Annotated in this window: 11 protein-coding genes; 9 read left to right on the top strand and 2 right to left on the bottom strand. The window is 48.3% G+C overall.

Going from position 1 to position 13,097, the window contains the following annotated elements:
* Positions 1–312: 312 nt before the first annotated feature.
* A complete protein-coding gene (locus MKY48_RS20480) occupies positions 313–2,598 on the top strand; it encodes a PrsW family glutamic-type intramembrane protease (RefSeq protein WP_339290620.1) in 2,286 nt (761 codons plus the stop codon).
* Positions 2,599–2,602: 4 nt separating this feature from the next.
* The gene (locus MKY48_RS20475; RefSeq protein ID WP_339290618.1) at positions 2,603–3,094 is read left to right on the top strand and encodes a hypothetical protein; all 492 of its coding nucleotides are present in this window, start codon (positions 2,603–2,605) and stop codon (positions 3,092–3,094) included.
* 220 nt (positions 3,095–3,314) lie between these two features.
* On the opposite strand, the gene MKY48_RS20470 is transcribed toward MKY48_RS20475, so the two are convergent.
* The gene (locus MKY48_RS20470) at positions 3,315–4,172 is read right to left on the bottom strand and encodes an AraC family transcriptional regulator (protein ID WP_339290616.1); all 858 of its coding nucleotides are present in this window, start codon (positions 4,170–4,172) and stop codon (positions 3,315–3,317) included.
* A gap of 203 nt (positions 4,173–4,375) precedes the next feature.
* Between MKY48_RS20470 and MKY48_RS20465 the strand changes: the two genes are divergently transcribed.
* From MKY48_RS20465 to fucU, 4 genes are all read left to right on the top strand, one after another.
* Positions 4,376–6,169, top strand: coding sequence for an L-fucose isomerase (locus MKY48_RS20465; protein WP_339290614.1), 1,794 nt, complete (start codon positions 4,376–4,378; stop codon positions 6,167–6,169).
* A 25-nt stretch (positions 6,170–6,194) separates the two neighbouring features.
* A complete protein-coding gene (locus MKY48_RS20460) occupies positions 6,195–6,854 on the top strand; it encodes a class II aldolase/adducin family protein (RefSeq protein ID WP_339290613.1) in 660 nt (219 codons plus the stop codon).
* A gap of 74 nt (positions 6,855–6,928) precedes the next feature.
* Positions 6,929–8,440 carry a rhamnulokinase family protein gene (locus MKY48_RS20455; protein ID WP_339290612.1) on the top strand — a complete coding sequence of 504 codons (1,512 nt, stop codon included), beginning with the start codon at positions 6,929–6,931 and terminating at the stop codon, positions 8,438–8,440.
* Positions 8,441–8,521: 81 nt separating this feature from the next.
* On the top strand, positions 8,522–8,950 hold the full coding sequence (fucU, locus tag MKY48_RS20450) for an L-fucose mutarotase (protein ID WP_339290610.1): 429 nt from the start codon (positions 8,522–8,524) through the stop codon (positions 8,948–8,950).
* Between the two features lie 52 nt (positions 8,951–9,002).
* On the opposite strand, the gene MKY48_RS20445 is transcribed toward fucU, so the two are convergent.
* Positions 9,003–9,383: a DUF4183 domain-containing protein gene (locus tag MKY48_RS20445; RefSeq protein WP_339290608.1), complete on the bottom strand. Its 381-nt coding sequence runs from the start codon at positions 9,381–9,383 to the stop codon at positions 9,003–9,005.
* 663 nt (positions 9,384–10,046) lie between these two features.
* Between MKY48_RS20445 and MKY48_RS20440 the strand changes: the two genes are divergently transcribed.
* Genes MKY48_RS20440 through MKY48_RS20430 form a run of 3 tightly spaced genes read left to right on the top strand, consistent with a single transcriptional unit; the run spans position 10,047 to position 12,971 of the window.
* The gene (locus MKY48_RS20440) at positions 10,047–10,568 is read left to right on the top strand and encodes a MauE/DoxX family redox-associated membrane protein (protein WP_339293535.1); all 522 of its coding nucleotides are present in this window, start codon (positions 10,047–10,049) and stop codon (positions 10,566–10,568) included.
* Positions 10,569–10,573: 5 nt separating this feature from the next.
* Positions 10,574–11,164 (top strand): hypothetical protein, encoded by a 591-nt coding sequence (locus MKY48_RS20435; protein WP_339290607.1) that lies wholly within the window; start codon positions 10,574–10,576, stop codon positions 11,162–11,164.
* 28 nt (positions 11,165–11,192) lie between these two features.
* Entirely contained in the window at positions 11,193–12,971 is a 1,779-nt protein-coding gene (locus tag MKY48_RS20430; RefSeq protein ID WP_339293534.1) for an ABC transporter ATP-binding protein, read from the top strand.
* The last annotated feature ends 126 nt before the right edge of the window (positions 12,972–13,097 follow it).

Below are 13,097 nucleotides of genomic sequence, written 5' to 3'. Positions count from 1 at the left end.
ACTTGGAGGGGATTTTTCATGGTCAACAAAAGTAAGCCACCCTTGATAATCAAACTTCGTTTCACGGGATATTGTTGAAAATATCCATCAGATTTGAGACCAGCGCCTTTTGCCACATTTTACTAGAATGACTATACTACTAATATCTTGTAAAAAACAGACTATAGATAATTTGCGGAGAAACTCAAAAAAACTACGCTGCGATCGATCGGTGACCATGGTTTTATGAGTTCTTATCATTACTCGTGGCCGGACCGATATCCAGGGAGACGTCCTGCTCGCACGAAGCCGCTTTCAAAGGAGGCGACCGTTATGAATTCGATCTGGTCCATCCGAACCGGAATTCGGGATTTCCTGGACTCTATCTATCGAACTGGCCGGTCCTGGATTGAGAAATATCCATTTATTAAAACGGCGTATACGATATTTTCCTGGTTGTCGCTAATCCTGTTTGTTTTAAGCTTGTTTTTCGTTAAAGAATCGCGTACCATGATGGTTCAATATTTATGGTCGTTTTATGTACTCCTGCAATTTTGGTTTCTATGCCGAAGCAAAACGATACCGTGGAAGCAGATTGTGCTGTTTGTTCTGGCGGGCGTTTTTCTTGTCGTACCTTTTACGACGCTTACGGTCAATGCTCTCCACGTGCTTTTCGGCGGAAGCACATCTGACACCTGGTCCATTGCCGTGATCACGCCAATTTTCGAAGAATTGTGGAAGCTCCTTCCGCTAGGCATATTTCTGTTGTTCTCGCGTCGAGCTTCCGCTTTGAGTTTAAGCGATTACACGCTCATCGGCGCGGCGACTGGCGTTGGCTTCCAACTGATGGAAGAGCTCTCCCGAAGATGGCTAAGTTCCGGCCCGCTTGAGGAAAAGTTCGGCTACAGCTTTACATGGCTGGGCGGCGAAACGATCCATTGGGATTTGTTCTCGTTGTTTCCTGGGCGTTTCGAAGAAAGTGTCTTTCCGACGCTGATGACCATCGGTCATCCTGTGCATACCGCCATGATCGCGCTTGCGTGCGGAATAGCCTATCGGCTGCGGACAAAACTGACGAAATGGGTTTTTCTGTTCCCGGTAATCATATTGCTGTGGGCCATCCTGGATCACGCGGCATATAACGGTCAGCATCAGCTGCCGGGTTGGGTGCTCCAACTTCATGATTGGACCGGCAGCGGTTATAAAACTCAGCCGACCTTCCTGCTGATGCTGGCCGCATCGATTTTTGCCGACTACTGGTCGCTGAACAAAATACGAAACCGTCTACCGTCGCTGCCGAACGAGCCGCTGCTTAATCCGTTTACCGAGCTGTGGAATATGACCCGCTCTTTTTGTCTGGACCGGGGAAAATTCGTCTATTGGCTCGGATTTTACCGGGAGCGCAGGGAGCTTGGATTTCATTTGCTTTATGGAAATGAAGAAGCAGCCAGTAGACAGGAACCTATCGATGCTCGGGTAAAAGCTCTTTGCCAGGCGTTAACCGGGTTCGCTATAATTCTGCTCGTGGCCGGTCTGTTCACAGGTATCGGGACATATGCGAGCGGTGGAGAAACGGCATGTTTTGCCTGTATGTTCGACTCGCTGCAAGATTGGTGGGATCGGCTGGATTGGTATGAACAGGGCGCGATCCTTCTTGGAGCTCTTGCCTTGTCACTGCTATTCGTCGGATTCTGGCCGGCTTTTGGCATCGCAATGACAGGGATGGGAATCGCCGGGAGCGGACATGAGATTGCCGGTTATATCCGCGATCCGAAGAAGCTGTTGGCTCCCGAAAATGCGCTTTCTGTCGCTATAGGCATTGTACTAAGCCGAATTCCATTCGGCAAAGCGTTAAGCTGGGCTGGTAAAAAAGGGCGCAGCTATGTGCGTAAGCTTCTGGATAAGCTCGGATCCCGGAAGCCGGATACCGACGTCCCGGTTAAACCGAAACCTCCGAAGAATGACGGCCCGGGTAAGCATCAGGACGATCCCAAGAAGCCAGATGACGATCCCAAGAAGCCGGATGACGAGCCCAAGGAGTCGGATGACGGTCCCAAGAAGTCGGATGACGATTCGCCACCGAATAAGGATAAAGCCGATGAGGGGACGGAACAAGATGAGACCATTGGAGACGTAGTTAAGGAAGGAAATAAAACGAAATATACGAATCCAGCTGGAAATGAACTTACTTGGGTTGATCAATCTCCTAAAAATATTAATCGAGATATTGACCAATTCTTAAATAGTAAAAACGTTGGTAAAGCAACTGAGGCTAAGGTTGCGGACTTTGTAAGAAATAAAACAGATGTAGAAGTAAAAGCGTATGCGCAAAAAGTGATGAGGAGTGATGGTCAAGTTGCCGGTGATTTAGATGTTGTAACAAAAGATGCGATTATTGAAGTCAAAGCATCCATTAAAGCAGTAAAAGTAGATCAATTTAATAAATTTACGGATCCAACTCATGATTTATTCTTTAATCCAGAGAATAAAAAGGTTGTTTTGTATATTGATAAGTCATTGAGTAATTTAAGACCCGAACAACAAGCCATGCTGGAAACCATAAAATCTAAAGGTGTTACGATCATTAACTCATTAGAGGATTTGAAGGGGGTTATATAATCGGATGGGGACTTCTGCTTTTATCTTAATGAACCAAAAAAAGTATACACCGGAGCGTCTTTTAGCTGATTCCATCATTTCTGCTTTCCATGCGGATGTAATGCTGAACTTTCATAACAGTAAAAACTATGCCAGTAATGGACAATTGCTTTCTACGACGTTGAATATTAATGATAAGAAAGTACGAGAAAATAATGAATCGTTTATACTTTATGTAGATGCATTGGATAATCCACAACTTGATTTTTTTTACTATGAGGATGTGGGTTTGGATTCCAATCATAAACTATACCAAGTAGGAGCAATTGAAGATATTTTTGGCGTCGAAGAGTTGGTATTTCGATTTATATATCAATATCTCAAAATAAATCCTGACGACTATTTTTGGGTTGCGGATTATGATTGGGTTTACAGCTGGGAAGACGTGCAACAATTAAAATCCCTACCATTTGACTCAGATTGGTGTTATAAAAATCCTAGAGAAAGTTTTGGATAATCATTTAAGTAACCAACACTTGATAAACTCTCAAAGGCTCATTCAACTTGGATAAGGAGAAATGAGCCTTTTTTGCATGCCTTTTTGAAGCGTAGAAAGCGAGTATGTCTCAAGGGAAAACCATTTTTCATGAAAAATTAAACAACCATAGTGCGGTTGAGTACCGAACTAGGCTGCTTAAAGGAGGATTCACGTTAAACTGTCTACAACTATGAATACCTTACTCCATGGCCAATTTACTTTGTTCCCGGAACGAACTCGGCGTTTGTCCGGTAATTTTCTTGAATAACATCGAGAAGTACTTATCGTTGCCGTAACCCACTTGAGAAGCAACCTCATGTATCGGCATTTCGGAATCTGCCAGCAGGCGCTTGGCCTCTTCAATCCGGCGGGATATCAAGTAATTGAAGGGGGAATCGCCGACTTCTTTTTTGAACAGATGGGATAAATAATGCTGACTGACATACATCGTATCGGCAATGTCCTTGAGACTGATGCTCTGGGTATAGTTGGTGTCGATAAAATGTTTGGTCCGCAGCGCAATTTCGTTCTTGCCTTTCAAGGACTGGAATTGGTGCTTCACGTCCACAATGCGATAGATCACGGTAATCAATGACATCAGCAGGTTGGTGCTCAGTGTTTCATACCCCAGCACCTGAGAATCGCATTCACGGAGGATCTCGGAAAGATAGCTCTCCACTTTATAGGCGTATTTCTCACAGGATATGACCGGCTCCACATAAGCCGGGAGCAGCATGCCCTGGGGAACCCCTTCAATGTGAAGCGAATCCACGCCGCAGTAGATCACCTTAAAAGGCCCGTCCGTGATAGATCTCTCCTCGTGAGGAATGCCGGGGTTATAAATCGCAACATCGCCTTTGTGGAGTTCGTATACTTTTCCTGCAATAGTGAATTCTCCGCGTCCTTCTACTATATAGATGATTTCACAGAAATCATGAATTTGCGGCGGTCCATAAAAGAAGTCCTCGTCCACAACCTGCCCGGCAAAGAGCAGCTGCGGATTTTTGATGAAGCGGAAGTGATCGCTTTTGCTATGTGAGATTTCGATCTTTGGCACGGTCTTGTCCCTCCTGGAAAGCAACATCCTCTACCTATTATAATGCAAAATGCCCTTCGATGCGGATATCGTTTACATCTGCTATTCGGAATGGTTCACTGTCTTGCTGAAATTATGATTCGATATAACAAAATAGTGGGTTATCTCTTGCACCGAATAATCTTACAATGATGTCATAATCCTTATAGGGAGGCGTAACACACATGACAATTGAAAACGATTACAGATGGCGGGACGGATTTCCGAAAATCGGCATTCGCCCTACGATAGATGGAAGACGGAGAGGGGTACGGGAATCTCTCGAGGAACAGACCATGAATCTGGCTAAGGCTGTCGCCGAGATGTTGACGAAGGAGCTCAAATATCCGAACGGCGAGCCGGTTGAATGCGTGATTGCGGATACGTGCATTGGTGGTGTTGCCGAAGCGACTGCAGCCGCCAAAAAATTCAAGAATGCCGAGGTCGGCCTGACGATAACCGTTACGCCTTGCTGGTGTTACGGCACCGAGACGATGGATGCCGATCCTTCCCGTCCGAAGGCGGTATGGGGCTTCAACGGAACAGGACGTCCAGGGGCGGTTTACCTGGCCGCTGTATTGTCGGCCCATGCCCAGAAGGGGCTTCCTGCATTCGGTATCTATGGTGAAGACGTTCAGGATGAAGGGGATACCCGTATTCCGGATGACGTTCAAGAGAAGCTTCTGCGTTTTGCACGGAGCGGCTTGGCTGCTGCGTATATGCGCGAACAATCGTATTTATCTATGGGCTCGGTGTCGATGGGCATCGCCGGCTCGATCGTGGACGACAGCTTCTTCCAGGAGTATCTGGGCATGCGGAATGAATATGTGGACATGAGCGAGTTTACGCGCCGCTTGGAAGAAGGCATTTATGACCCTGAAGAGTATAAGCAGGCGCTCGCTTGGGTGAAGGAGAACTGTACCGAAGGAGCGGATAACAATCCGGATCATCTACAGAACAGCCGGGAGCGCAAGGATATGGAGTGGGAAACCGTCGTCAAAATGACGCTGATCACCCGTGATTTGATGATCGGCAATCCGCGTCTGAAGGAGCTTGGCTTCGAAGAGGAAGCTCAGGGCCACAGCGCAATCGCTTCCGGATTCCAAGGTCAGCGCCAGTGGACGGATCATTCCCCTAACGGTGACTTTCTGGAGACCATCCTCAATTCCTCCTTCGATTGGAACGGCAGACGTTCGCCTTATATCGTGGCAACGGAGAATGACAGCCTCAATGGAGTCGGCATGCTGTTCGGATACCTGTTAACCAATACGGCACAGATTTTTGCGGATGTACGGACGTACTGGAGTCCGGCTTCGGTGGAACGGGTGACCGGCTATAAGCTTGAAGGCAAAGCGGAGAACGGCATCCTGCATTTGATCAATTCCGGCTCGGCTGCACTGGATGGAACGGGCGAGCAGGAGATTGACGGCAAACCGGCCATGAAACCGTTCTGGGAGATCACGGATGAAGAGGTTGATCGTACGCTGAAGGCCACGCAATGGAGACCGGCTAACCTGGAGTATTTCCGAGGCGGCGGTTACTCAACCGACTACTTGACGCGCGGCGGCATGCCGATGACGATGTTCCGTCTAAACTTGGTAAAAGGGCTTGGTCCCGTCCTGCAAATCGCCGAAGGCTATTCCGTGGACCTGCCGGCGGAGGTGCACGACACGCTCGACAAGCGTACTGACCCAACATGGCCAACAACCTGGTTTGTACCGAACCTTACGGGACAGGGTGCGTTCTCAAGCGTTTATGAGGTCATGAATCAGTGGGGGGCTAACCATGGCGTGATCAGTTACGGACATATCGGAGCGGATCTGATCACCCTGGCTTCAGTTCTGCGTATTCCGGTCAACATGCATAATGTGCCTGCCGAAGAGGTGTTCCGCCCGCGTGCATGGGGGATGTTCGGAACGACCGATCCGGAGAGCGCCGATTTCCGCGCTTGTCAGAACTTCGGTCCTCTATATAAATAAGGTCAATCGAGAGGAGTAGGACATCATGCTGAATATGGACACGAGAAACGAGCTCTGCAAGTATGCCAAAAAAATCGTTGACAGTGGACTCGTTGTAGGACCGGGAGGAAACATCAGCGCCAGAGCCGGGGACAAAATGTATTTGTCCCCGAGCGGTTTTGCGCTGGAGGAGATTGGACCGGAGCAATGGATTGAAGTGGATATCCCGACCGGCGATATTACCGATATAGGTCTACGACCATCTTCCGAAGTGCTGATGCATCTGTATGGATACCGCAGCAACCCCGATATCGGGGCGATGGTGCATACACATCCATCCCATTGCATTGCCTTCACGTTGGTTGAGAAGGAACTACCAGTGATGTTTCCCGACCAGGCGGCATTGGTTGGACGTACAGCCTATATCCCTTACATCATTCCTACGACGGATTTGCTGGCAGATGCCGTCGCGGAGAAAGTAACTGCAGCCAGTTCAATCCTGCTGGGGAACCACGGACTGGTCACAACTGGCCGGAATCTGCGTGAAGCGTATTACCGAACTCAGGTAGTTGAAGAGAGCGCCAAAATTTATCTGAGCGCCAAGGCAGCCGGCACACCGGTGCCACTGACAGACCAGGAAGTGGACGATATTGCTGCGCTGGAGAGCGAAGATTATCGTATTCAGCTTCTGCAGAAGATGAAATAGAAAGATTGTGGAACAGATCCGGTTGTTCAAAACTCGGATCGGTATAGTACTAAAGGTGAGAAAGGATGCGGCTTATGAGCAAATCATCTGCGGTGCTTGCGTTTGACTTGGGGGCCAGCAGCGGCCGGGCGCTGCTGGGCGAGATCACCTCTTCTGATCATGAATCACTCGGCACGCTAAAGATTACCGAGATTCACCGCTTTGCCAATATACCCGTCCAGATGGGAAAACATTTGCACTGGAATTTCCCGATGCTGCTGCAGGAGGTTAAGCATGGCATCCGCAAAGCGTTCCAGGCCGGCTATCAACCGGTCAGTTATGGCATCGATTCATGGGGCGTCGATTATGGACTGATTGACCGTAATGGAGAGCTCATCGGAGTTCCTTATCATTACCGGGATCTGCGGACGGAAGGCATGGTGGAGGAAACCTGCGACCAGGTCGGCAGAGAACGTCTGTTTCAAGAAACCGGTCTGCAATTCATGCCGTTTAACACGATCTTCCAGTTAAATGCGATGCTGAAGTCAAAATCCCCGATGCTGGAAATTGCGGATAAGTTTCTGCTCACTCCGGATCTTCTGAACTATTTTCTGACGGGGGTCCAGGCGTGCGAGTTTACTATGGCAACCACTACTCAGCTATACCATGTTACTGAAGGCAAGTGGAATGAACCGTTAATGGAGGAGCTGGGGCTTCCCGCATCCCTGTTCATTGATCCTGTGCAGCCGGGAACCGTGATTGGAAGGCTGCAGGATACCGTGGCGCAAGAGCTGGGCGTTCCGGCGATTAAAGCGATTGCTGTAGCTTCGCATGATACGGAATCCGCCGTGGTAGCCGTTCCGGCAAACACACCCCGTTTTGCCTATCTTGTATGTGGAACCTGGTCGCTTCTTGGAACCGAGCTTCCGGAGCCGCTTGTCCATACAGGCGTGCTGGAAGAAGACTTCTCCAATGAGGGTGGAGCTTATCAAACCTTTCAATTGCTGAAGAATATCATGGGCCTTTGGATTCTTCAGGAGTGCAAGCGGCAATGGGAGAATCAAGGATTAACGTATTCTTTTGCAGAGCTGGTTGAACTCGCGCAGGCTGCGGAATCGTTCCGCAGCTTCATAAACCCGGATGACCTGCGCTTCATGAATCCGGCGGATATGACGGCTGAAATTCGGGATTACTGCCGGGAGACAGGGCAGCCTATGCCGCATAGCACCGGAGAGTATGTCCAGTGCATACTGCAGAGCTTGGCCCTAAGATACCGTGAAGTGCTTGAGCGGATGGAGGTTCTTACAGGACAGTATTACGATGGGCTTCATATGGTTGGCGGCGGCATTCAAAACGAGCTGTTATGCCGGTATACGGCCAATGCCATGGGCCGTACGGTGTGGGCCGGACCGATCGAAGCAAGTGCTATCGGGAATATGCTGGTTCAATTTGTGGCGAATGGTACATTGCGCACTCGGGAAGAGGGAGTAGAACTCGTCAAGCGGTCTTTTCCGCTTGCCTGGTACGAGCCTGAGTCCAACGAGGATTGGGAGGCAGCATTCCAACATTACAAGACCATTGTCGAACAGCAGCAGGTACAACAGTGAGGTTCATCGACTCCTGGGACTGACGTTCCTGGCGTAGATTCAGTCTTTGCATCTTAATCTGATGAAAAAGGATGTCATACCATGCTAAAAGGCATATCTCATTTGCTCTCGCCTGAGCTGCTGAAGATCCTGATGGAGATGGGTCACGCGGATGAAATTGTGCTCGGTGATGCCAATTTTCCGGCAGCCAGTCATGCCCAGCGGTTGGTCCGGGCAGACGGACACGGGATTCCTGCGTTGTTAAACGCGATATTGCCGTTACTCCCGCTGGATACGTATGTTGAGTCCCCGGTAGCGCTGATGGCTGTGACGCCTGGGGATACCGTGGAAACTCCGATCTGGGGTGAATACCTTGAGATCATTCAGCAGTTTCACAGCGTTCCCATAGAATTTGATGAGGTAGAGCGATTCTCGTTCTATGAACGGGCGAAGAATGCTTATGCCATCGTGTCGACAGGTGAAAAGGCGCTGTATGCAAATGTGATCCTCAAAAAAGGCGTTGTCATTTAATTACGCTAAAGACCCCTCACTGCCTAAATGGAGTGGGGGGTCTTTGTGTGTGTTAAGCCACCACCTGAACGGTGAGGTATAAAACCTCCAGCAAGATCGGCGTGCCGGCCAGGAGTACATCGCCGGGAGAATACAAGGTTAGTGCTCCCGGCGTGAGGGTGTATATTCGGCCTTCCTGAATCATGCCATTGATATAAACCGTTGAGGTGGTGTTCGGACCGACCTCAATGCTCTGAAATGTATGGTTTCCGTCATCATCCGTAAATTGCTGGACAGATATGACAAAAGGAGCATCCAGATTAACTTCGGACATCAAAACGTAAAAATAACGAAGCGTTGTCGGTATTACAATGATCTCCGGCACAATCACGCTACCGGGTAATCCTTGGATGCCTTTGGGATGATGGTTGGATAATCGGATCTGGATTTGCACGGTCGTCTCCTTTTTCTATTTAGGGATAATATCCTATTATTTTACTGTAAGATATTATCCTTGTAATAAATTACAAATATATTATATTTATAGTATCTTGAAAGCTAGTTAGTTAGGACAAGCTCCTCTTACGCTACTTCTGAATTGAACCCGCTTACAGAATTTTCGGCTTATGAAATGAAAGCTCCTACATCCAGCGTTTAATACACCTCGATCCTTCAGCACGGCAACACCTTTCATATATATGGATGAATTTCATGACTTGAAAGGAGGTGAACATTTATGTGTATTCTTCGTCATACTTCCTGTAACACAACGGAGCAATGCGGACGTGATAAATTTGGCGTTCGTCTTGAGGTATGGGACTGCGGCAATGGTTCCGAAGAGAGATATACTTGCGGCTGCTAACATTTTATGAAAGCGCATGCATAAACAGCGGAACTCCTTGTTCCGCTGTTTATATTTAGCGCCGGTCCTCTGGTTTCTTATCACCGTTGAAGAGTGAGGTATCAATTATGATGACGGGTCCATTGCAATTGCAATATGAAAGAGAGACAGTGAACAGCGAAGAAAAACAGCAAGGAGCAGTGTTAGCAAGATATCAATGTCATCGGATGGGGGCTTGGTCTCCCTGGTTGTCGGGAAGGAGAATGAACGGTGTCCATGAGTGCGCTATGCCTAATGTATCTGAGCTTGATTTTTGTGTTTTCGGGAGTGTCGAAACTGTTGTCGTTAGCGGATTTCAGGACGACAATCGAACGACTGCAGCTGCCTGCAGGTCACTTACCGATTGTACCTGTTCTCATTTGCACCTCTGAGATCGCAGCTGGGGCAGGTTTATTGTTTTCCTGGAGCAGGATGCTTGCGCAAATTGTGATTTTTATTTTGCTGGCAGGGTTCGGCTACGCTGTTTACCAAGCAAGGATCGTGCAGAAACAGGAGATAACATGCAGCTGCTTCGGCTCATGGTCTAATGAGACTCTCGGCAGGAATACGGTTGTCAAAGTTGCATGCTTAGGTTTATTAAATGCGCTAATTTGGCTTTTTTCAGAACCCGTGAATCCACTCAGTATGCCGGTCCAAGAGGCGGTTCTCACCTTGCTGTCCTCCGTCGGGATTGCCGCTATTTCGTTAATTGCATTGAATGTTTATACTCTTGATTCCATACAGGCGAGGGGAGAATAAAATCTATGGATTTGATTACAACTGTACTCGTGATTCAATATGGCTTGATATTCAGTTTGGCCTTCTTCGTTATGAAGCTGTACCGGCATGTTCGAGAGTTGAAGTTGAGGCCGCAGGTAGCCGTAAGCGGTGATGAGGAACCGACCGTTCCGAAGGAGGGACTAGAGCTCGGCATGCAGATTCCCCGAACAACCTATGTGAGCATGAACGGGGACCCCCTTAATCTGTATGACGATAAGTCCAAAATCCTCCTGTTCACGATGAATCATTGCAATGCATGCAAGGAAACATACGGGGCTATCAAAACGTTCATGACATCGCATCCGGAACTTCCGATTACGTTGTTTCTGTACGCCCAGGATGCCGAGGAGGCTGCTGAAATGGCCAGTGCCAACGGATTAACGGATTTGCAGGTGGTCTGGGCTGATCGGGCTTTGATCGATTCGTTTAAGGTGAACCGTTTTCCGTTGGCGTTCTATTTATCTGAGGAGCAGATCGTGATCAACAAAAGCGTAACCAATTACTTGCATCATTTTGAACAAATGATCAAGCAGCTGCCGCAGGCAAAACCTTCAGCCCTTAACAAATCGGCATAATGACGAAGGAGGCTTAAGGTTGCACAACATGAAATATGCAAACCTGATGTTTGAGGTTATGAAGCAGGTGTACCGTGTCTCACCACGCATGTTTACTAGATCTACGATGATATATTTACTCCAAGCTTTTCTACCTGTAGCACAGATTTACGTTACAGCTCAAGTCATAAACGCCATTACCGGCGTTCTTACTCGGGGCGAAGCTCCAATCAACGCATTATATTGGCTGGCTCTTCAACTGATGGCTATGCTGATTGGCATTGTGCTGGCTTCCCTTCAAAAGTATACCGAGCGAAAGATGAATGCTTATGTCTCCTTCTGGTTTAACCTTCAGGTATCTGAGAAGTTAAGCAAGCTTCCGTTCGTATTCTTTGAATCTCCAGAAAGCTATGACAAGCTGCAGCGGGCTCTGCGCAATCTGAATATCTGCGGTATTAACATGGTGTTCTACATGTTCTCGATTGCACAGAGCGTCATTACGCTGGTCGGTTTGCTCATTCTATTGTTTAGCTTTCATTACATATTGCCTATTGTCATGCTGCTTCTGATCATACCACTGCTGATCATCCAGAAGAAAGAGGGCACTTCCCGATTCGTGGTGATCCATCAGCAGACCGCTTCATCCAGGATGGCGGCGTATATGAACCAGCTGCTGCAGACGAAGGAAGCGGCCAAGGAAATCCGGCTGTTTCATGCTAAAGACTACTTATTGAACAAATGGCGGGGCATCTATTTCAAGAATACGTATGAAATGCTGGGCGTCGAACGGAAAAATATGAAGAATCGCCTGATCGTGGAATCGGCCGTCACGATTTTTTCTTTTAGTATTTTAGCTGTATTCATATGGATCGCCTCCCGCGTCAAACTAACCATCGGCAGCTATGTCGCGCTCTATCAAGCGGTACAGGACACCCGTTATTCCATACAAAACATCAGTCAGAACATCGGGCAAATCTATCATGACGGCTTGTTCATCCACGAACTGTTTGAATTTCTGGATACGCCGGTTCCGCAAACGGATCAAGCCCTGCCGATGGACACGCCTTTACGGGAAGGAATCGATGTGGAAGGCGTAACATTTCGATATCCGAATCAGAAACAGCCTGTTCTTGAGGATTTGACGATTCGCATCAAGCCCGGAGAGAAGATCGCGATTGTCGGTGAGAACGGTGCGGGGAAGAGTACCCTCGTAAAAGTTATGCTGGGACTATATGAACCGACGCATGGCGTCGTGCGTTATGACGGCGTCCCGATACAGGATTATGATCCTGCGAGCTTTCGCAGTAGAGTAACGGCGGTCTTTCAAGATTTTTACCGATATGAATTGACCCTTGAGGCCAACATAGCGCTGCGGGAGATTGATCCGGATGATCGCCAAGCGCATTACCAATTGAACGATGCCATGGAAAAGGCATCGATGACCTCACTTGCGGATTCGCTGCAGGATGGTGTTACAACCCAGCTTGGAACGCGTTTCTCGGGAGGGCGTGAACTGTCTCAGGGCCAATGGCAGAAGGTAGCGATCGCCCGGGCGTTCTATAGGGATTTCGAAGTGATTTATCTGGACGAGCCGACAGCAGCAGTAGACCCGTTGACGGAATCCGCCATTTTCGAGAATCTGATGTCCATGACCGATAGCAAAACTGCCATATTCATATCCCACCGATTGGGAAGCTGCAGACATGCGGACCGCATTCTTGTTCTCAAGGATGGGAGAATCGTCGAAGAGGGAAGACATGAGGAGTTAATTGAGCAGGGTGCCCACTATGCCGAGATGTTCAACAAGCAGGCTCAATGGTATCGGTAGAATCGTACCTTAAGTTGAAGATTTCGAATGGGGACAGGAGCGGATCAAGAACTATTCTTGGTCCGCGTTTTGTGTTTCGTTGGCGATTAAAGAGATAGCAAGCAGAGATCAGGGAAGACGAAAACA

This window comes from Paenibacillus sp. FSL W8-0187, from assembly GCF_037969755.1.
Classification (GTDB): domain Bacteria; phylum Bacillota; class Bacilli; order Paenibacillales; family Paenibacillaceae; genus Paenibacillus_AQ.
The sequence above is the reverse complement of the archived record's forward strand: the minus strand, read 5'-3'. Positions and strand labels throughout refer to the sequence as shown.

Coding starts and splice junctions, on each gene's coding strand:
- MKY48_RS20455 (WP_339290612.1), top strand. CDS start 6,929: ATGAGCAAATCATCTGCGGTGCTTGCGTTTGACTTGGGGGCCAGCAGC.
- MKY48_RS20465 (WP_339290614.1), top strand. CDS start 4,376: ATGACAATTGAAAACGATTACAGATGGCGGGACGGATTTCCGAAAATC.
- MKY48_RS20460 (WP_339290613.1), top strand. CDS start 6,195: ATGCTGAATATGGACACGAGAAACGAGCTCTGCAAGTATGCCAAAAAA.
- MKY48_RS20435 (WP_339290607.1), top strand. CDS start 10,574: ATGGATTTGATTACAACTGTACTCGTGATTCAATATGGCTTGATATTC.
- MKY48_RS20480 (WP_339290620.1), top strand. CDS start 313: ATGAATTCGATCTGGTCCATCCGAACCGGAATTCGGGATTTCCTGGAC.
- MKY48_RS20440 (WP_339293535.1), top strand. CDS start 10,047: ATGAGTGCGCTATGCCTAATGTATCTGAGCTTGATTTTTGTGTTTTCG.
- fucU (WP_339290610.1), top strand. CDS start 8,522: ATGCTAAAAGGCATATCTCATTTGCTCTCGCCTGAGCTGCTGAAGATC.
- MKY48_RS20430 (WP_339293534.1), top strand. CDS start 11,193: ATGAAATATGCAAACCTGATGTTTGAGGTTATGAAGCAGGTGTACCGT.
- MKY48_RS20475 (WP_339290618.1), top strand. CDS start 2,603: ATGGGGACTTCTGCTTTTATCTTAATGAACCAAAAAAAGTATACACCG.